The following is a 20,322-nucleotide window of genomic DNA, read 5'->3' on the forward strand; positions in this document are numbered from 1 at the left end:
CGCTCATAATTTTAGCGGCATAAGTTGACCCAACATTTTGCAATGCATCATTTTTATTGCATTGCATCATAAAAGCCCCAAATCATCGGCATACAAAGGAACTTCGCGGGTCTCCAGGGAACCCAATAATTGAACCATTTCAGAGAGAAAGAGCTCATGGCGACCACTCTCAAGACCTATCTCGACAACCTGACTCCTTGGAACTTCTCCGGCGTGCGCAAGGCGAGCGCCGCCAAGAAGATCAATCTGGCGCTTCAGGGCGGGGGATCGCATGGCGCGTTTACCTGGGGCGTGCTGGATCAGTTTCTTGCCGACGGGCGACTGGAAATTACCGGGATTTCCGGTGCGTCTGCGGGCGCCCTGAATGCGGTGATGGTTGCGGACGGTCTCACCCGTGGCGGCCCCGAAGAGGCACGCAAGCGCCTCGCCGAATTCTGGCGCGCGACCAGTACCGGCGGCGATCTTCCTCCGGTCCAGCGCGCGATGACCGACCGGATGTTTTCATTGATGCCGTTTGCAGCCACACCGCTGCAGAACTGGTTCGAGGCGATGGCTCATTACTTCTCGCCGTACGAACTAAATCCGCTCAATATCAATCCGCTCAGTCAGCTCATCGAACGTTTCGTCGATTTCGACGCGCTGCGCGCCAACACGGATCTCGCGCTCTACATCTCGGCGACCAACGTTCATACGGGCCGCCTGCGCATTTTCGCGAACGAGAAGATCACCGCTGACGTGGTAATGGCGTCCGCCGCACTGCCTTTCATGTTCCGCGCGGTCGAGATCGACGGCGTGCCGTATTGGGATGGCGGCTACATGGGCAATCCCGCGATCTTTCCCTTTTTGCAAGCGACGGACGCAGAAGACGTGCTGGTGGTGCAGATCAACCCGGTGTCGCGCACCACGACTCCGCGAACCTCCGGCGAGATCATCAACCGGCTGAATGAGATCACCTTCAACTCGGCGCTGATCTCCGAATTGCGCACCATGGATTTCGTCAATCAATTGATCGACGACGGCCGGTTGCCGCGCGGGACCGGCAAGGATCAATACCGCCGGCTCAACATTCACCGGATTGATCTTGGCGGTCTCGGCACGCGCCTTGCCGCCTCCAGCAAGATGAAGACCGACTACGACTTCTTCGAATTGCTCCACCGGGCCGGCATGCGCGCCGCCAAGAAATTCCTCGACAACCATTTCGACGATATTGGCCGCCGGAGCACGATCGACCTTGCCGCCGAATCCGGCGTGGAATGGGCATAGCCGCGAAAACGTATGTCGAGGCCCGCACGCTGATCGGATTGAGGGAGGCGCCGCTGCATCAACAATCGCAGGCGAGCGATCATGCGGCAGGCTCCGCACCAAAGCAAAACGGGGAGCCGAAGGCTCCCCGTTTGCATCAGATCCGGAACGATCAGTTCAGTTTTTCGATGGCCGCCGCGGCGCCCTGCCCGACGCCGACACACATGGTGGCCAGCGCGTACTTGCCGCCGCGCTTTTCAAGACCATGGACGGCAGTCAGTACCAGCCGTGCGCCGCTCATGCCGAGCGGATGACCGAGCGCAATCGCGCCGCCATGCGGGTTCACGAAGTCAGCATCTTCCTTGACGCCGAGTTGGCGCAGCACCGCAATGCCCTGCGACGCAAACGCTTCGTTGAGTTCGATCAAATCGATGTCACCGATCTTGAGTCCAAGCTTCTCGAGCAGCTTGCGCACCGCCGGAACGGGGCCCATGCCCATCACACGCGGCGCGACACCAGCCGACGCGTGACCGAGGAGCTTTGCGCGCGGCGTCAGGCCGTGTTTCTTCACGGCTTCTTCCGAGGCGAGGATCAGCGCAGCCGCACCGTCATTAACGCCCGAGGCGTTTCCGGCCGTCACCGTACCGTCGGGACGCGTGACAGGCTTCAGCTTGGCAAGCTGCTCGAGTGTAGTTTCGGGACGCGGATGTTCGTCCTTGTCCACAATCACAGGACCGGCCTTGCCGCCGGCAACCGTTACCGGGGTAATTTCCTCGGTGAAGTAACCTGCGGCGATTGCCTTGCCCGCGCGCTGCTGCGAGCGGATTGCGAAAGCGTCCTGATCGGCGCGTGAGATCTGGTAATCGGTCGCCACGTTCTCACCGGTTTCCGGCATGGAATCGACGCCGTACATCTTCTTCATCAACGGATTGACGAACCGCCAGCCAATGGTGGTGTCGTAGGTCTCCACCGCGCGCTGATAAGCCTCGTTGGCCTTGCCGGTGACAAACGGCGCACGCGTCATGGATTCGACACCGCCCGCGATGGCGAAATCGATCTCCCCTGCGCGGATCGCGCGCGCCATACCGCCGACCGCATCGAGACCCGACGCGCAGAGCCGGTTGACGGTCATGCCAGGCACTGTCTCCGGCAATCCGGCCAGCAACAGCGCCATGCGAGCGACGTTACGGTTGTCTTCGCCGGCCTGATTGGCACAGCCATAGGCTACTTCATCCAGCGCACCCCAGTCGGCCTTGGGATTGCGCTCCATCAGCGCCTTGATGGGCGCCGCGGCCAGATCGTCCGCACGCACCTTTGCCAGCGATCCGCCGAACCGGCCGATTGGCGTCCGCACCGCATCACAGATGTAAACATCACGCATGGTCGTTCTCCCTGAAGTTGGTCCGGACAAAGTCCTCGGCTGCCGCGAGTTTTAGGAAGCACGGCGCGGGGCGTCAAATGATCGATGACCGGAACAGCCTGATTGGCCGGCAGAGCGGCCATGCACCGGCCGTCTCAAGGCGTGGAAAACGTCCCGTGCAATTCCACCATGCGAAAGAACTTTGCTAGTGTTCGCTCCATGACTATCCATTCCACGCCCCCCGCACCGCTGAACGCCGAAACTGCCTCCCCGGAGGCCGCCGGACGCGTGACGCCGATGATGGAACAGTACCTTGAAATAAAGGCCGCCAATCCGGGCCTGCTGCTGTTCTACCGGATGGGCGATTTCTATGAACTCTTCTTCGAAGACGCCGAGACCGCCTCGCGCGCGCTCGGCATCACGCTGACCAAACGCGGCAAGCACATGGGCGAAGACATCCCGATGTGCGGCGTGCCGGTGGAGCGCTCCGATGACTATCTGCACAGACTGATCGCACTGGGTCATCGCGTCGCGGTGTGCGAGCAGACCGAAAATCCTGCCGAAGCGCGCAAGCGCGGCAACAAGAGCGTGGTGCGGCGCGACGTGGTGCGGCTGGTGACGCCGGGCACCCTGACCGAAGACACACTGCTCGACGCCAAGACCAACAATTATCTGCTGGCGATTGCACGGACGCGCGGATCCTCTTCCGCCGGCGACCGCATCGGACTGGCGTGGATCGATGTTTCGACGGCTGAGTTCAGCGTCACCGAATGCAGCGCTGCCGAGCTTGGCGCGACGCTGGCGCGGATCAATCCAAATGAAGTGATCGTCACCGACGCGCTGTACTCCGATCCGGAATTGTCTGCGCTGTTTCGCACGCTGGCCGCCGTGACCCCGGTGACGCGCGATGTGTTCGACGCCGCCACCGCCGAGCGGCGGCTGTGCGACTATTTCGCCGTCGCGACCATGGACGGCTTCGGTGCGATGTCGCGCCTTGAGGCGACCGCCGCCGCAGCGGCGGTGACGTATGTGGACCGTACGCAGGTCGGCCAGCACCTGCCGCTGTCGCCCCCGGCGCGCGAGGCGGCCGGCACGACGATGGCGATCGATCCCGCCACCCGCGCCAATCTCGAACTGACGCGGACGCTTGCGGGCGAGCGGCGCGGGTCGCTGTTAGATGCCATCGACTGCACAGTCACCGCAGCCGGCTCGCGGCTGCTCGCGCAGCGCCTCTCCGCACCGCTGACTGACAGCACCACCATCTCGCACAGGCTCGACGCCGCTGCATTATTCGCAAACGACAGCGCTGCACGGGACGATCTGCGCGGCATCCTGCGCGCGGCGCCGGACATTTCGCGCGCACTGGCGCGGCTGTCCGTCGGACGCGGCGGGCCGCGTGATCTCGCCGCGCTACGCGACGGAATTCTGGCGGCCGACAAGGCCGTCGAGCGGTTGGCGCGGATCGAAAAACTTCCACGCGACATCACGCTTGCCATCGACGCACTGCGCCGCCCGTCCCGCGACCTCGCAAAGGAATTCGCGCGCGGCCTCGCTGACGAGCTCCCGCTGTTCAAACGCGATGGCGGCTTCGTGCGTGCCGGCTATGAACCCGCGCTCGATGAAACGCGTAACCTGCGTGATGCCTCGCGGCTGGTGGTGGCCGCGATGCAGGCGCGCTACGCCGAGGACACCGGCATCAAGGGCCTGAAGATCCGGCATAACAATGTGCTTGGCTACTTCGTCGAGGTCACCGCGCAGCACGGCGACAAGCTGATGGCTGCGCCGCTCAACGCGACCTTCATCCACCGTCAGACCCTCGCCGGACAGGTGCGTTTCACCACAGCCGAACTGGGCGAAGTCGAGGCCAAGATCGCCAATGCCGGCGACCGCGCCCTCGGGCTTGAACTCGAGATATTCGACAAGCTGTGCGCGATGGCGGTTGCGGCCGGTGACGACCTGCGCGCCGCGGCACACGCGTTTGCGCTTCTCGATGTGACGTCCGCGCTGGCAAAACTCGCGGTCGACGAGAATTACGCGCGGCCTGTGGTCGACAACTCGCTGAAATTCTCCATCGAAGGCGGTCGTCATCCTGTCGTCGAACAGGCGCTCAAGCGCGATGGCCAGCCTTTCATCGCCAATGCCTGCGATCTGTCGCCAGGACCGTCACAATCCTCCGGACAGATCTGGCTTCTGACCGGCCCGAACATGGCCGGTAAATCGACTTTCCTGCGGCAGAATGCGCTGATCGCGCTGATGGCGCAGATCGGCAGCTTCGTACCCGCCAAGCTTGCTCATATCGGCATCGTCGACCGGCTCTTCTCCCGCGTCGGCGCAGCGGATGATCTCGCGCGCGGCCGCTCAACCTTCATGGTCGAGATGGTGGAAACCGCAGCGATCCTCAATCAGGCGGGCGAGCGGGCGCTGGTGATCCTGGACGAGATCGGCCGCGGCACCTCGACCTTCGACGGGCTCTCGATTGCGTGGGCCTCGATCGAACATTTGCATGAGAGCAATCGATGCCGCGCGCTGTTCGCAACGCATTATCATGAACTGACAGCACTCTCGGCCAACCTGCCGCGATTGTTCAACGCCACAGTGCGCGTCAAGGAATGGCAGGGCGACGTGGTGTTCCTGCACGAGGTGCTGCCGGGATCGGCGGATCGTTCTTACGGCATTCAGGTCGCAAAGCTCGCCGGCCTGCCGGCTGCGGTGGTGGCGCGCGCGAAGTCCGTGCTCGCGAAACTGGAAGCACAGGACCGTGGCACCACGGCGCGTGCGCTGGCCGACGACCTGCCGCTGTTCGCAGTCCCGTCACGCGCGGCCGCCGAACCACAGCCGCCGAGCGCCGCCGATCAGGTAGCCGAGGCTCTCAGCGCGCTACATCCCGACGAGATGTCGCCGCGCGAGGCGCTGGACGCACTCTATGCGTTGAAGGCGAAGCTGCCGAAGTAACGCACGTTAAATACGATTGAGCGACACCACGGTCTTCGGGCCGTTCTTGATGGTCTGGTAGACCACGCAGTAACGCTCGGTGAGTTTCAGAAGCTGATCGAGCTTGTCCTGCGGCGCGTCAGTGTCGACATCGAACCGTAGACGAATTTCCGCAAACCCGACCGGCGCTTCCTTGTCGACGCCGAGGGTGCCGCGAAAATCGAGATCGCCTTCAGCGGTGACGTTGCCGGACTTCAATGGCGCATCAATCGCGGTCGCCACCGACTTCAGCGTCACACCGGCACACGCCACCAGCGCTTCGAGCAGCATGTCGCCCGAACAGAGTTCAAGCCCGGAGCCACCGGTCGCCGGATGCAACCCCGCAATCGCGGCGGCCGCCTTGCCGGTCTCCACCTTGCAGGACAGGCCTTCGCTGTCGAGCGATCCCTTCGCCTTCAATGTGATGAACGCAGCCTTGGGATCGGATTTGTAGCGATCCTTGATCGGCGCCTGCATGGCGCGGAGTGCGGTTGAATCCATTGTCTCGTTCTCCGTTTCCATCGGCATCAACAACGCCGTATACAGCTTATTCCGCTTTATATCCCCTCGCCGACCGTCAGCGAAACGTCCGCGGGACGCATGGCTCGGTTGAGCGAGCGATCCAGCGACGCCAGCACCTGATGCTTGACCGTCTCGAAGGCAGATGAATTCCTGTCGCGCGGACGGGAGAGGTCCACCCGGATCTCCTCGAACAGACGTCCCGGCAATGGCCGCATGACCACCACGCGGTCGGCCAGCACCACCGCCTCATCGACATCGTGGGTGACAAGAACGAGGGTCGGCTTGGTGTCGGCCCACAGATCGAGCAGATGATCCTGCAAATCGGCACGCGTGAAGGCGTCGAGCGCGGAGAACGGCTCGTCCAGCAACAGCACCTCCGGCGACGGCACCAGCGCTCGCGCGATGGCGACACGCTGCGCCTGCCCGCCCGACAATTCACGCGGCCAGGCATTGGCCTTATCGGCAAGGCCGACACGCGCCAGAGCACGCGCAATCCGCTGTTGCCGCTCCCCGGATGTCAGATGACCTAGGCCGAAGCCGATATTCTCGGCGACGCTGAGCCACGGCAGCAGCCGCGGCTCCTGAAAGATGATGCCGATCTTTTCGTGGGGCGCGGTGATCGAGATGGCATCGAGCGTAACCGACCCGGTCGTCGCGCGGTCGAGCCCAGATATGGCTCGCAGCAGGGTGGATTTCCCGCAGCCCGATCCGCCGATAATCGCGACGATCTCGCCTGGCTTGATGCGTGCGGAAAAATTCTCCAGCGCATGGACGCCGTTCGGATAAGTCTTGCCGACATGATCAAGAGCAAGCATCACGCTCCTCCTGCATGCGCGCTGAAGGAATCCTGCCAGCGCAGGAATGGCGCCGCCGCCAGCTGGATCAGCCAGTCCGTGGTCTTGCCAAGGACTGCGAACACGATGATGGCAGCGACGATCTGCGCGGGTTTGCCGAGTTGCTGGCCGTCCGTGAGCAGATAGCCGAGGCCCTCCGACGCGCCCATGAATTCAGCGGCCACCACGAACATCCAGCCAAGACCGAGACCGGAGCGCAGCGATACGATGTAAGCCGGCAGCACTGCGGGCAGCATGATGCGCCGGATCATCGCAAAGCCGCTGAGGCGGAAAATGCGGCCGACCTCGACGATCTTGCGGTCCACGGCAAGGATTGCGCCCATCACGCCGAGATAGATCGGAAAGAAAACGCCGACCGCGATCAGCGCCACCTTGGAGGTTTCGAAAATCCCGAGCCACAGGATAAACAGCGGCACCCAGGCAATCGACGGGATCGCGCGCAAGGCCTGAAAGGTCGGATCGAGCAGACGCCGCGCCAGCGTCCAGTAGCCGCAGATCGCGCCAAGAATTGTTCCTGCCGCGATGCCGAGACCGAAACCTGCACCGACGCGGCTTAGTGTCGCGATAATGTGCCGGCTCAATTCGCCGCTGGCAGAAAGTTCAACCAGCGTCTGCCAGATGCGGCTTGGCGGAGGCACCAGCCGACCGTTGGAATAACCGAACCGCACGGCAAGCTCCCACGCCAGCGCCAGGCCGAGCGGCAGCAGCAAGCCGATTGCAGGACGCGCAACGCGGCGCAGGCGGCCGGCCGGGCGCGATCCCGCCTCCTTCGCGATGACGTCCGGCGCTGGCGTGTCGAGTGTCATGGTCATAGCAGAAACCGCTTATCGCAACCGATTGCAAGAGTACTCAGCGCGAAGGCCCGCAGGCTTGCGGCATGCGGGCCTGTTAACGTGCCATCTGCGGCCTCGTCAGTTCGTCGGCAGCGGCACCTGATCGTCAATCAGCGCATCCACCGTCGCCTTCACGTCGACGCCCGGCTGGATCACGCCGGCCTGCTGAAGGGCAAGACCCGCGGCCAGAATGGACTCGCGCTGCGGCGCGCCGATCCGGTTATGCGTCAGCTCGGTGCGTTCCTTGAGCTGCTTGTCGACCACAGTTTCCGGCAGCTTGGTGACGGCGATGAAGCCCTTTTTCAGTTCATCGTAATTGGCCAGCGAATACTTGCGCGCCTCCTCATAGACTGCGAGCACGCGCTGAACGATCTTCGGATTGTCCTTCAGGAACTGTTCGCGGACATTGAGAATGCCCCAGGTATTGGCCTCGGGCTTGCGGAAGAACAGCTTTGCGCCGTCCTCGATTTCAGCCTGCGCCATCATCGGATCGAGCCCCGCCCACGCATCGACGTCGCCGCGGATAAGCGCGGCCTTGCCGTCGGCGTGCTGCAGCAGAACAGGTGTAATGTCCTTGTCGGTCAGGCCGGCGTCGAGCAGCGCCCGCACAAGGAAAATGTGCGGATCGGTGCCGCGCGTCACCGCAACGCGCTTGCCTTTCAGATCGGCGACCTTCGCAATCCTAGAGTCCTTGCCCGTCACCAGCGCGGTCCATTCGGGACGCGAGTAAACATAGACCGACTTGATCGGATTGCCGTTGATCTTCGCGACCAGGGCGGCCGAACCGGCCGTCGAACCGAAATCGATCGAACCGGCATTGAGGAATTCGAGCGCCTTGTTGGAGCCCGCCGACTGCACCCAGACGATCTTGATCCCGTCCTTCTCGAATTCCTTTTCGAGCAGACCCTTCTCTTTCAGGATGATCGACACCGGGTTGTAGGTCGCCCAGTCGATCGCGATCTGCTTTGGCGCGTCGGCTGCAAGGGCTGCAACCGGAGCGAACACAGCGCCTGCGATCCAGGCAGCAACAGCGCGTCGGGTTGGTCGGAACATCGTCGTCTCCATCTGGATCGATTAGCGGGTGATTTGGGACTTCCGGTGCATACGACCGCTTGCCCAATACGAAAAAATCATGATATTTTTCAATAAGTTAAACGACAACGTCAACGAGAAAATAACTCCGTAAATGCAACCCGCAGGAGAACTGCCTTCCCCCAAAGGCAGGAAAATCAGAACGGACGGCTCGTCTTGCCGCAATCCGCTGGTGACACCGTTGCCGCCGTCCGTTATCCGAATGGAATGGACAGCGTGACGGCCCCCCTCCCGGACGACGACGTGATATTCGACAGCGCACGCATCGCAGGCGAAATCGACGCGCTCGCGCAGCAACACGCCGGAAAAGACGACCTGCTTCGGGCAGCCATTACGCAACTGCTGAAAAGCGAGCTCGCGCAGGCCCGCGAGGTCGCGCAGACAGAACTGCTAAAGGATCGACACGGGCGGCGATGTGCCGAGCGGCTTTGCTTCGTTCAGGACGAGATCATCCGCATTCTTTTCAACGCCGCGACCAGACATCTTTATCATTCGCCGACACCGTCAGACTCCGAACGCATGGCCGTCATCGCCACCGGCGGTTATGGCCGCGGCCTGATGGCGCCTGAGTCCGACATCGACCTCCTGTTCATCCTTCCCTACAAGCAGACCGCCTGGGGCGAGCAGGTCGCGGAAGCGATCCTTTACTGCCTGTGGGACATGGGACTGAAGGTCGGTCACGCCACCCGCTCCATCGACGAATCGATCCGGCAGGCGCGGGGCGACATGACGATCCGCACCTCGGTGCTGGAAACGAGATTCCTCACCGGCGACACAGCGCTCTACGACGAACTCGTCACCCGTTTCGACAAGGAAGTCGTACAGGGGACGGCGACTGAATTCGTCGCCGCGAAGCTTGCGGAACGTGAAGAGCGGCACCGGCGCGCAGGCCAGTCACGTTATCTGGTTGAGCCCAACGTCAAGGACGGCAAGGGCGGTCTGCGCGATCTGCACACCCTGTTCTGGATCGCTAAATACGTCTACCGCGTCAGCAATACCGAAGATCTCGTCCAACGTGGCGTGTTCGATCCGCAGGAATACCGCACGTTCCGCCGCTGCGAGGACTTTCTCTGGTCGGTCCGCTGCAACATGCATTTCTTCACCGGCCGTCCTGAAGAGCGGCTGTCGTTCGAGATGCAGCGCGAGATCGCGCAGCGGCTCGGCTACACCTCGCATCCCGGCATGCAGGACGTCGAGCGCTTCATGAAGCATTACTTCCTGATCGCCAAGGAAGTCGGCGATCTCACCGCGATCCTGTGCGCCAAGCTGGAAGATCAGGAAGCCAAGCCCGCGCCGGTGCTGAGCCGGATGATGGCCAGGCTTCGGCCCGGCCGCAAACGCGGCCGCGTTCCGGGCGGCGAAGATTTCGTCATCGACAACAACCGCATCAATCTTGCCGCGCCCGACGTGTTCAAGACCGATCCGGTCAACCTGATCCGCATTTTCCGGCTCGCACAGAAAAACAATCTGGCGTTTCACCCCGACGCCATGCGCGCGGCAACGCGCTCGCTCGGGTTGATCACGCCGAAGCTGCGTGAGAATCCCGAAGCCAACAAACTGTTCATGGAAATTCTGACGTCGAACGACGCGGAAACGGTGCTGCGGCGGATGAACGAGGCCGGCGTGCTCGGCCGCTTCATCCGAGCGTTCGGCCGGATCGTGTCGATGATGCAGTTCAACATGTATCATCACTACACGGTCGATGAGCATTTGCTGCGCTGTATCGGCATCCTTCAGGACATCGAGCGCGGCGGGAACGATGAATTCGTGGTCGCCAGCGACCTGATGCGGAAAATCCATCCCGAGCATCGCGCCGTGATCTACATGGCGGTGTTCCTGCACGACATCGCCAAAGGCCGTCCCGAGGATCACTCCATCGCGGGCGCCAAGGTCGCGCGGCGGCTTTGCCCGCGCTTTGGATTCAATGCAGCCGACACCGAGCTGATCGCGTGGCTGATCGAGGAACACCTCACCATGTCCACGGTGGCGCAATCGCGCGACCTGTCGGACCGCAAGACCATCGAGAACTTCGCAGCGGTCGTTCAGTCGGTCGAGCAGATGAAGCTGCTGACCATCCTGACCACGGCCGACATTCGCGGCGTCGGCCCCGGCGTCTGGAACGGCTGGAAAGCGCAGCTCATCCGCACGCTGTATTATGAAACAGAACCGGTGCTGACCGGCGGCTTCTCCGAGGTCAATCGGGCCCAGCGCATCGACGCGGCGCAGGCGGAATTCCGTGCAACCTTCACCGAATGGCCTACCGCCGAACTCGAGGCCTATATCTCACGGCACTATCCTGCCTACTGGCTGAAGGTGGAACTGCCGCGCAAGATTCGCCACGCGCGCTTCGTCAAGGCCAGCGAGGCCGGCGGCCACAAGCTCGCGGTCAATGTCGGCTTCGATGAGGGACGCGGCGTTACCGAACTGACGATCATGGCGCCCGATCATCCCTGGCTGCTGTCGATCATCGCGGGCGCCTGTGCTTCCGCCGGAGCCAACATCGTCGACGCGCAGATCTACACCACCACCGACGGCATCGCGCTCGATACCATCGCGATTACCCGCGAATACGATCGCGACGACGACGAAGGACGGCGCGCAACCCGCATCGGCGACACCATCGAACAGGTACTGGAGGGCAAGCTGCGCCTGCCGGACATGATGGCGCGCCGCACGGCCTCCAAGACGCGGCTCAAGCCATTCAGCGTCGAGCCGGAAGTCAGCATCAACAATCAGTGGTCGGATCGCTACACCGTGATCGAGGTGTCCGGGCTCGATCGTCCGGGTCTGCTGTTCCAGCTCACCACCGCGATTTCGAAACTGAACCTCAACATCGCATCGGCGCACGTCGCCACCTTCGGCGAGCGCGCACGCGACGTGTTCTATGTCACGGACCTGCTCGGCGCGCAGATTACTGCGCCGACGCGACAGGCCGCCATCAAGCGCGCCCTGATCCATCTGCTCGCCAATGGCGACGCCGCGGAAAAACCCGCCGCTTAACTGCGTGCTCGCTTGCCGAGCGCCGCGCCTTCATGGGCGAGCAGCCATTCCTTGCGCGCGAGCCCGCCGCCATAGCCGGTCAGCGAGCCGTCGGCGCCGATCAGCCGGTGACACGGCACGACGACACTGACCGGATTCGAACCGTTGGCGAGACCGACCGCGCGGGCGGCTTTGGGGACGTTCAAGCGAACGGCGAATGCACCGTAACTCGATGTTTTACCCGCACGGATTTTTTGCAGCTCCGTCCAAACCTTGCGCTGGAATGGCGTGCCGTTGGTTTTCCATTTGATCTTTTTCAGCTCGCCAAGGTCTCCGGCAAAATAGCTTGTCAGTGCTGCCGTGATGATTTTGGGAGCCGGCGCCTTCTCCAAGGCATAGTCGCCGTACTGCCGCCGCAGCAGGCGATGCAGCCGTGTCTCGTAATCACTCCAGTCGAGTGCGCGCAGGAAGCCCTGATCGTCGGTGACGAGCAAAGCGGTGCCGATCGGCGTCTCAAGCCGATCGAGGTGGAATCGCCGAGGTTGTTTTGCGGTCATGTCCGGTGTCCGTCATCACGCGTTTCGGCCATCCTGGCCGCAGTGACGCGGGAAGTCTTTCCGTTTTCCGACAACGTCGAGGTCTCGGCAATCGCCGCGCTTGCTGCTAGGTTCCACTCGTACAGGGGGAATTGCCATGAATTTGATTGCCAATGTTCTCGTCGCACTGGTCGCGGCGTTGCACATCTATTTCCTGGTGCTGGAGATGTTTCTTTGGACCAAGCCGAAGGGCCTCGCGATATTCGGCAACACGATCGAGAAGGCGCAAGCCTCCGCGGTGCTCGCCGCCAATCAGGGACTTTATAACGGCTTCCTGGCTGCCGGTCTGATCTGGGGTCTGCTCCACCCGAACCTGGCGTTCGGCTTCCAGATCCAGGTGTTCTTCCTGCTGTGCGTGATCGTGGCCGGGCTTTACGGCGGCTATTCGGTCAGCAAGCGGATCATCATGGTGCAGGCGCTTCCCGCTGCGGTCGCGCTTGTCCTGCTCTGGTTGGCGCGCGCCGCGGCCTGAGCCGGGACGTAGCTCGCATCACTCGGGGATTTCGCCGAAGGTTTTGCCGACCTGCATCGGGGCGGTGCGGATCAGCCGCGAGTCCTCGACCGCAGCCTGACGATGCTTGACCGCTTCGCGGTAAGCCGGGTCGCGGATCATTTCCACGAATGCGGCGACGCTCGGATACTCGGCGATGAAGCAGTGATCCCATCGCTCCGACGAAGGACCGATCAGCATCAGTTCGAACTTGCCCTGCCAGACGATCCGGCCGCCGAGCCGCGTGAACACCGGCCCACTCTCGCGGCCGTAACTGGCATAGGCTTCCGCACCGGTCGCCTTGCGCCCGTCGGAATATTTCGCCTGCGCATGCAGCCGCACCAGATTCAGCATGTGGATCGGGCCGGGACGATCATTCTCACGAAACGCCGCAAACACGTCCTTGGTGGGGTCGATATGGCCGGTCATCGTCGTTACCTTTATGCATGAAATTTTCCGACAGACTCTGTCGATCCGCCAAGCCAGGTCAAGGCAACTCCGGACCGGCATTTCTGCCATGCCCGCGGCGGAACATCTAATCCCTCGTTAACCTTTGCGTAACGCGCCTTTAAACCGCCATCGCTAGCCTGCACGCCTTATGTAACCGGCATACCGGCACGGGTTTGAATGGCGTTGGGACGTAAAAGGCAGAGCGGTCGCAAGGAGCCAAAGTTCGACGGTGCCGCGTCGCTCGATAGCGTCCGCCTCAATCCGCGCGACCGCATCGGCGGGCGGGATGACGACGACGCTCCGCCAAAGCGCCGTGCAGCCAAAAGCCGCCCCCTCGACGACGACGAAGACGACATGCCGCGCGAACGTTTGCGCAAGACCCGCGCTGCCGAGCGGAAAGAAAGCAAGTCCAGGGCACGTGGCCGCTCGCGGTCCGGCCTCGGCCGTCTTGTTTATTGGGGTGCAGTACTAGGTCTGTGGGCAATCATCGCCGGCGCTGGTGTCATCATCTGGGTCGGCGCACATCTGCCTGCGATCCAGTCGCTGGAGATTCCCAAGCGTCCGCCCACCATCCAGATCACCGGCATGGATGGCAGCGTGATCGCCACCCGCGGCGAAATGCCGGGGGCCAATGTCTCGTTGAAGGATCTGCCGCCTTATCTGCCGAAGGCGTTCATTGCCATCGAAGACCGCCGTTTCTATTCGCATTTCGGTATCGATCCGACCGGAATCATCCGCGCCGCCGTCACCAATCTTCTGCATCGCGGCGTTTCGCAGGGCGGCTCGACCCTGAGCCAGCAGCTTGCCAAGAACCTGTTCCTGACGCAGGAGCGAACCATGCAGCGCAAGCTGCAGGAGGTCGAACTCGCGCTGTGGCTGGAGCGGAAGTACTCGAAGAACGAAATTCTCGAGCTCTATCTCAATCGGGTCTATTTCGGCTCCGGCGCTTATGGTGTCGAAGCGGCGGCACAGAAGTATTTCGGCAAATCCGCGAAGAACGTTTCGCTGTCGGAAGCCGCGATGCTGGCAGGTCTCGTCAAGTCGCCGTCGCGGCTGGCGCCCAACCGCAACCCGGACGGCGCAGAGAAGCGCGCGCAGATCGTGCTCAGCGCGATGGCCGATACCAATTTCATCACCGAGGCACAGGCCAAGGCGGCGATCGAGAAACCATCTTACGCGGTTAAACCGGTAGGTGCCGGAACCATCAACTATGTCGCCGACTGGATCGGCGAAGTGCTCGACGATCTTGTCGGCCAGATCGACCAGAACATCGTGGTGGAAACATCGATCGATCCGAAGCTGCAAAGCGTCGCGGAAGCCGCGATCATCGACGAACTTGCCACCAAGAGCGTGAAGTTCAATGTCACCCAGGGCGCGCTGGTGGCGATGACGCCGAGCGGCGCGGTGCGCGCCATGGTCGGCGGGCGCAACTACGCCGAAAGCCAGTTCAACCGCGCAGTCACCGCAAAACGCCAGCCGGGCTCGGCCTTCAAGCCGTTCGTCTATCTCACCGCCGTCGAGGGCGGCATGACACCTGACACGGTGCGCCAGGATGCGCCGCTCGACGTCAAGGGCTGGCGGCCGGAGAACTACAGCCGCGAGTATTTCGGCCCGGTGACGCTGACCCAGGCGCTCTCGATGTCCCTGAACACCGTTGCTGTCCGGCTCGGGCTCGAAGTCGGCCCGGCCAATGTGGTGCGCACCGCACATCGTCTCGGTATCGCATCAAAGCTCGAGCCCAACGCGACGATCTCGCTCGGCACGTCGGAGGTTTCGCTCAACGAGTTGGTGGGCGCTTACGCTCCGTTCGCCAATGGCGGATTCAGCGCATCGCCGCATGTGGTCAACCGAGTCCGCACCCCCGAGGGCAAGGTGCTCTATGCACGCCGCAACGATGCTCCGACACGGGTGATCGATGCCAACGCGGTGGGCATGATGAATGTCATGATGCACGAGACGCTGGTCACCGGCACGGCAAAGAAGGCAGACATTCCGGGCTGGTCGGCTGCGGGCAAGACCGGCACCAGCCAGGATTTCCGGGACGCCTGGTTCATCGGCTATACCGCCAACCTCGTTACCGGCATCTGGCTCGGCAACGACGACAACTCGCCGACCAGAAAAGCAACCGGCGGCGGATTGCCTGTCGAGGTCTGGACCCGCTTTATGAGGGCCGCGCACCAGAACGTCGCGCCTGCTCCGCTGCCAGGCTCAACGCAATCACCGGGCGGCTTCCTCTCGAATCTGTTTCCCGGAAATTCGCGGGCGCCTGCGCGCGAGCCCTACCCCGCGCAACCCTATCCGCAGTCGTCGAACAATCAGGATTATCCGAACGCGCCTGCGGCATATCCGCCGCAGCAACAAACCCGTCCACCGGTCACGCAGACATCTGCGCGTCCGGAAGCGGCAGCGGGTCTCGATGGCTGGCTGATCGATCGAGTTTTCGGCGGACGGCGCTGATCGCGCAAACTGAAGTGTGATTCAGCTTTACTGAATCACACGCGCGTCTCATCTGCGAAATCAGATGCTATTCTTCGATGCCGTAGCGATGCAGATCGTTGCCGTGGGTGTCGAGCCATCGCTTGGCGCGTTCGGTCGCCGGACAAATCTTTGCCACGACCTTCCAGAACCGCGGCGAGTGGTTCATCTCGACGAGATGCGCAACTTCATGTGCCGCAAGGTAATCCAGCACATAAGGCGGCGCGAGAATAAGCCGCCACGAGAACGACAGCGCACCTGCAGAGGTGCATGATCCCCAACGACTCGACTGATCGCGGATCGTGATCCGCTTCACCTTGACACCAAGCTCCTCGGCATAGCGATGCGAAGCTTCTGTCAGTGCGCGTCGGGCTTCGCGCTTGAGAAAATCGTGGACGCGGCGATCAATGAATTCAGAATCACCTGCGACGCACAGAATTTTGTCGCCGCTGTCGCGCATTTCGGGCCACACGGTTCCACGCACGCCGGCGCGATGCACGATTCGATGCGGAACACCGCGCAACGGCACCGATGTGCCGGGTGAGAATGGCGCAGCTTTCGGCAAACCACCGAGACGTGCCGCGATCCAGGCGCCGTGACGCTGCGCGAAGTCCTTGGCTTCATACAGATTTCCGCGCGGAGGCATGGTGAGAATGGCTTCGCGTCGGCTCGGATGAATGCGCAGTGTGTATCGGCGCGCGCGGCGATGTCGCCTGAGCTGAATCGTATAAGTCGATGAGCCAATTTTGACCGCGAGCGTGCGCGGTTCGGTCGGGCGTCGATAAAGGAGAGCGCGAAAGGCCATGTCAGCAGGTCCGGACAGCAGGAATTCGCCGGGATTCTGCCATATCCGCCGCCAGTGAAATTCATCGGCGCAAAAACAAATCATTTGCCCAATATATCGTAGTTTTATGGAGTTAGCCTCCTACATCCGGGGGGATGAAACATGAAATGATGATTCATTCCTAAGCGAAAATCGCAGCCGGAAACGGCACGCGAAATTCACTCCTCTGCCGTAATTGGAGAGGGCCAAAACGGATGCGAATCCAGATAGTTACGGGTATTGCCGCAGATCCGGGAACGCAAAGCCCCGGAATCCCCCATAAAACGGGCTTTTTCGACCCCAAACGCCCGAAAAAGTCTATTCGGCGGCCGCCAGCGACAGCTTGGTATGGGCCGCCGAACGCATGAAATCGGAGATTCGAGGCACGATTTCCGACTTGAAGCGGGAGCCGTTGAAGACGCCGTAATGGCCGACGCCTTTCTGGACATAATGTACCCGCCGCGCATCCGGAATCGAACTGCAAAGCCCGTGGGTTGCTTCAGTCTGCCCCAAACCGGAGATGTCGTCGTTCTCGCCCTCGACCGTCATCAGCGCGACGCGCTGAATCTTCGACGGATCGACCGGCTTGCCGCGATGCTTCATCTCGCCCTTCGGCAAAGCGTGTTTCACGAACACCAGATCGACCGTCTGCAAATAGAATTCGGCGGTGAGATCCATCACCGCCAGATACTCGTCATAGAATTCGACATGCTTGTCGACGAGGTCACCGTCGCCTTTGACGAGATTGCTGAACAGCCGCTTGTGCGCATCGACGTGGCGGTCGAGGTTCATGCTCACAAAGCCGGTGAGCTGAAGAAAGCCCGGATAAACGTCGCGCATGAATCCCGGCTGCGGGAACGGCACCTTGGTGATGACGTTGTTGCGGAACCATTCAATGCCCTTTTGCTCGGCGAGATCGTTGACGCCGGTCGGATTGCGGCGTGTGTCGATCGGCCCGCCCATCAGCGTCATTGAGGTCGGAAAGTAGGGATCCTTCTCGGCTTCCATGATGGACACCGCAGCCAATACAGGCACGGATGGCTGGCACACAGCGACAACGTGCACGTCGCCCTTCAGCGCGTGGATCATCTCGATGACATAGTCGACATAGTCGTCGAGATCGAAACGGCCCTGTGCCACCGGCACCATGCGCGCGTCAGCCCAGTCAGTGATGTAGACGTCATGTCCCGGCAGGAAGGCTTCGACCGTCCCGCGCAACAGCGTCGCGTAATGTCCCGACATCGGCGCCACGATCAGCACGCGCGGATGCGGTGAACGCAGCGGCTGGGTGAGCTTGCGCTCGAAATGCAGCAGCCGGCAGAACGGTTTTTCCCAGACCGTTTTGATCTCGACCGGAACCCGCATGCCGTTAACTTCGGTATCGTGCAGACCCCATTCAGGCTTGCCGTAACGGCGGGTGGTGCGCTCGAACAGCTCGCAGCCGGCGGCGATGGATTTTCCGAACTCGGTGCTGGACAATGGGTTGAAGGGGTTCTCGAACCACAGCTTCATCATGTCGGTCATCGCCCGCGCCGGATTGAGCGAGGCCTGACCCATCTCGTACATCCAGTACATGGGCGTGGTCAGCGCAGGGCTGACCTCGGACGGCAAGCTAGGCGGCCTGCCAAATTCGCCTATCGGCATAATGATTCCTCGATCCTAGTGTCCCGTATCCGACGTTCGCCCTCACTCTGCAGCACCTTCCGAACGAACGTCGGATACGAAAGGACACTAGCGTTGTGATTCTAGTGATCCTTTGGTTCTGACATTCGTAAAAGGTGTCGGCCGGGAAATGATACGAATGTCAGAACCGGATCACTAGTTTCGCGGCGCAACATACTGTCGGGCCTGCGACAAAGCGTCAATCCGCCCATTTTACAGATCAGATGATTAATTAACGGGCGGAGGCCGCTGGCGGTGGTTATTCACCGCTCTGGACCAGGGAACCGTTCTTTCGGGCGCTTTTCAGCAACAGCAAGAAGGCAACAGTCGATATGGCGAATAAAGCCACATTGATCGCCAGCGCCTCGATCATCAGATCGGCCCGAAAGACATGGTCGATCAGCAGCGCCCGCATCCCCTCAAAAACGTAGGTCGGCGGCAGCATCCACGCCACCACCTGAAGCCAGTCCGGCAGGACCGAGACCGGGTAGTACACGCATGACAGCGGCAGCAGCGCGAACATCAGCGTCCACGCCAGACCCTCTGCGCCCATGCCATTGCGCAGCACCAGCCCCGACGAGATCAGACCGAACGACCAGCTCGTGAAGATCAGGTTGCAGAAGAATGCCACCAGGGCGAAGCCAAATCCGAACAGGTTGAACCCGAAGAAAGCGATGGCAAGTATCGTCATCGGAATGACTCCGACAGCCAGCCGCACCACGCTCATCACCATCAGCGAGATCAGATACTCGCTGACCTTGAGTGGGCTCATCAGCAGATTGCCGAGATTCTTGGACCACATCTCTTCGAGGAACGACATAGAGAAGCCGAGCTGTCCGCGAAACAGAATATCCCACAGGATCACCGCGCCGATGAAAGTGCCACCGGCCTTGGCAAAGAAGCCTGCGTTCTGCGAGATATAAGCTTGCGAAAAGCCCCACGTAATCAATTGCAGCACCGGCCAGTAAATAAGTTCGAGCAGCCGCGGCCATGACGACGTGAGAAGATACCAGTGACGCAGGATCATCGCGCCGATGCGATGCGGAGCGATCATCTTCCGATTGCCGCGGCGAAGCTCCATGCTGCTCATGACGCAGCCTGCTGCACGCGGCCGCGCGCCACATCGAGAAACACTTCTTCCAGCGTTGTGCGGTTGTAGCGCGCCAGAATGGCGGACGGACTGTCATCGTCTTCGATACGCCCGCGCTTCATGATGATAACCCGGTCGCACAGCCGCTCGACCTCAAGCATGTTATGCGATGCCAGCAGGATCGTCGCTCCACGCTGCTTGCGGTAGGTTTCAAGATGGCTCCGGATCCAGTCTGCGGTGTCCGGATCGAGCGACGCGGTCGGCTCGTCCAGCAGCAGAAGTTCCGGCTCGTTGATCAGGGCCTTCGCCAGCGCCACGCGTGTCTTCTGGCCTGCGGAAAGCTTTCCGCTCGGGCGGTCGAGAAATTCGCCGAGATCGAGATCGGCGGCGAGCGAAAGGATCCGGTCCTTCAGATGCGTCACGCCGTAAAGCCGGCCGAATACGGTGAGATTCTGCCGCACGGTGAGGCGGCCAGGCATATCGACGTACGGACTCTCGAAATTCATCCGGCCGAGAACCTCGGCGCTTTGCTCGGGCATGGCGCAACCGAGCACGCTGACGCGGCCCGAGGTCGGCGACACCAGCCCCATGATCATCGAAATGGTCGTGGTCTTGCCGGCGCCGTTGCCGCCGAGCAGCCCCGTCACAGAACCGCGCGGAATCGTGAAGGTGATGTCATCGACGGCGCGGGTGGTCTTATAGACCTTTACCAGCCGCTCAAGCTCGATCGCCGCGTCGGGCGATGCCGGACCGGAATGCGACGTGGCACGGGAAGGCGAGAGCTGCACGGTCATATCATGCGTTCATTGAGCCAACAGGGCGCTATCCGCAAGAGCCGGATACGCAGGGCCGGTTTGTGATCGGCGTCGCCGGACGCTAAAGAT

The 20,322-nt window shown here is 61.7% G+C and carries 16 protein-coding genes; 5 read left to right on the top strand and 11 right to left on the bottom strand.

The genetic code is table 11. The annotated features are described in order from the left end of the window. Positions 1 to 156 precede the first annotated feature (156 nt). The gene (locus tag AC1RM7_RS12595; protein ID WP_006022472.1) at positions 157 to 1,263 is read left to right on the top strand and encodes a patatin-like phospholipase family protein; all 1,107 of its coding nucleotides are present in this window, start codon (positions 157 to 159) and stop codon (positions 1,261 to 1,263) included. Positions 1,264 to 1,414: 151 nt separating this feature from the next. Here AC1RM7_RS12595 and pcaF read toward each other — a convergent pair whose 3' ends face one another. Next, the gene (gene pcaF, locus AC1RM7_RS12600) at positions 1,415 to 2,623 is read right to left on the bottom strand and encodes a 3-oxoadipyl-CoA thiolase (RefSeq protein ID WP_006022473.1); all 1,209 of its coding nucleotides are present in this window, start codon (positions 2,621 to 2,623) and stop codon (positions 1,415 to 1,417) included. Between the two features lie 198 nt (positions 2,624 to 2,821). On the opposite strand from pcaF, the gene mutS reads away from it, so the two are divergent. After that, on the top strand, positions 2,822 to 5,554 hold the full coding sequence (mutS, locus tag AC1RM7_RS12605) for a DNA mismatch repair protein MutS (RefSeq protein WP_024921395.1): 2,733 nt from the start codon (positions 2,822 to 2,824) through the stop codon (positions 5,552 to 5,554). Positions 5,555 to 5,560: 6 nt separating this feature from the next. On the opposite strand, the gene AC1RM7_RS12610 is transcribed toward mutS, so the two are convergent. From AC1RM7_RS12610 to AC1RM7_RS12625, 4 genes are all read right to left on the bottom strand, one after another. Next, on the bottom strand, positions 5,561 to 6,073 hold the full coding sequence (locus AC1RM7_RS12610) for an OsmC family protein (RefSeq protein WP_024921394.1): 513 nt from the start codon (positions 6,071 to 6,073) through the stop codon (positions 5,561 to 5,563). Positions 6,074 to 6,129: 56 nt separating this feature from the next. Continuing rightward, complete coding sequence (locus AC1RM7_RS12615) at positions 6,130 to 6,909, bottom strand: ABC transporter ATP-binding protein (RefSeq protein WP_024921393.1); 780 nt, start codon at positions 6,907 to 6,909, stop codon at positions 6,130 to 6,132. Beyond that, entirely contained in the window at positions 6,909 to 7,760 is an 852-nt protein-coding gene (locus AC1RM7_RS12620; protein ID WP_006022477.1) for an ABC transporter permease, read from the bottom strand. The genes AC1RM7_RS12615 and AC1RM7_RS12620 overlap by 1 nt, the downstream gene beginning before the upstream one ends. A gap of 99 nt (positions 7,761 to 7,859) precedes the next feature. After that, on the bottom strand, positions 7,860 to 8,834 hold the full coding sequence (locus AC1RM7_RS12625) for an aliphatic sulfonate ABC transporter substrate-binding protein (RefSeq protein ID WP_024921392.1): 975 nt from the start codon (positions 8,832 to 8,834) through the stop codon (positions 7,860 to 7,862). Positions 8,835 to 9,080: 246 nt separating this feature from the next. On the opposite strand from AC1RM7_RS12625, the gene AC1RM7_RS12630 reads away from it, so the two are divergent. Further along, positions 9,081 to 11,873: a [protein-PII] uridylyltransferase gene (locus AC1RM7_RS12630; RefSeq protein ID WP_024921391.1), complete on the top strand. Its 2,793-nt coding sequence runs from the start codon at positions 9,081 to 9,083 to the stop codon at positions 11,871 to 11,873. Here the strand turns inward: AC1RM7_RS12630 and AC1RM7_RS12635 are convergent. Further along, positions 11,870 to 12,409 carry a methylated-DNA--[protein]-cysteine S-methyltransferase gene (locus AC1RM7_RS12635; RefSeq protein WP_024921390.1) on the bottom strand — a complete coding sequence of 180 codons (540 nt, stop codon included), beginning with the start codon at positions 12,407 to 12,409 and terminating at the stop codon, positions 11,870 to 11,872. The genes AC1RM7_RS12630 and AC1RM7_RS12635 overlap by 4 nt on opposite strands. 136 nt (positions 12,410 to 12,545) lie before the next feature. On the opposite strand from AC1RM7_RS12635, the gene AC1RM7_RS12640 reads away from it, so the two are divergent. Then, a complete protein-coding gene (locus tag AC1RM7_RS12640; protein WP_024921389.1) occupies positions 12,546 to 12,920 on the top strand; it encodes a DUF1304 domain-containing protein in 375 nt (124 codons plus the stop codon). A gap of 18 nt (positions 12,921 to 12,938) precedes the next feature. On the opposite strand, the gene AC1RM7_RS12645 is transcribed toward AC1RM7_RS12640, so the two are convergent. Further along, positions 12,939 to 13,367, bottom strand: a complete 429-nt coding sequence (locus AC1RM7_RS12645) for a DUF1330 domain-containing protein (RefSeq protein ID WP_024921388.1) — start codon at positions 13,365 to 13,367, stop codon at positions 12,939 to 12,941. A gap of 198 nt (positions 13,368 to 13,565) precedes the next feature. Here AC1RM7_RS12645 and AC1RM7_RS12650 point away from each other — a divergent pair, with 198 nt between their 5' ends. After that, positions 13,566 to 15,845 (top strand): transglycosylase domain-containing protein, encoded by a 2,280-nt coding sequence (locus AC1RM7_RS12650; protein WP_024921387.1) that lies wholly within the window; start codon positions 13,566 to 13,568, stop codon positions 15,843 to 15,845. A 67-nt stretch (positions 15,846 to 15,912) separates the two neighbouring features. Here AC1RM7_RS12650 and AC1RM7_RS12655 read toward each other — a convergent pair whose 3' ends face one another. From AC1RM7_RS12655 to AC1RM7_RS12670, 4 genes are all read right to left on the bottom strand, one after another. Further along, entirely contained in the window at positions 15,913 to 16,752 is an 840-nt protein-coding gene (locus AC1RM7_RS12655; protein WP_024921386.1) for a M48 family metallopeptidase, read from the bottom strand. A 252-nt stretch (positions 16,753 to 17,004) separates the two neighbouring features. Next, a complete protein-coding gene (locus tag AC1RM7_RS12660) occupies positions 17,005 to 18,330 on the bottom strand; it encodes a polyhydroxyalkanoate depolymerase (RefSeq protein ID WP_024921385.1) in 1,326 nt (441 codons plus the stop codon). 277 nt (positions 18,331 to 18,607) lie between these two features. After that, complete coding sequence (locus AC1RM7_RS12665; RefSeq protein ID WP_024921384.1) at positions 18,608 to 19,438, bottom strand: ABC transporter permease; 831 nt, start codon at positions 19,436 to 19,438, stop codon at positions 18,608 to 18,610. After that, positions 19,435 to 20,232 (bottom strand): ABC transporter ATP-binding protein, encoded by a 798-nt coding sequence (locus AC1RM7_RS12670; RefSeq protein WP_024921383.1) that lies wholly within the window; start codon positions 20,230 to 20,232, stop codon positions 19,435 to 19,437. The genes AC1RM7_RS12665 and AC1RM7_RS12670 overlap by 4 nt, the downstream gene beginning before the upstream one ends. Between the last annotated feature and the right edge of the window lie 90 nt (positions 20,233 to 20,322).

It is taken from the genome of Afipia sp. GW822-FHT03D08, assembly GCF_058801645.1.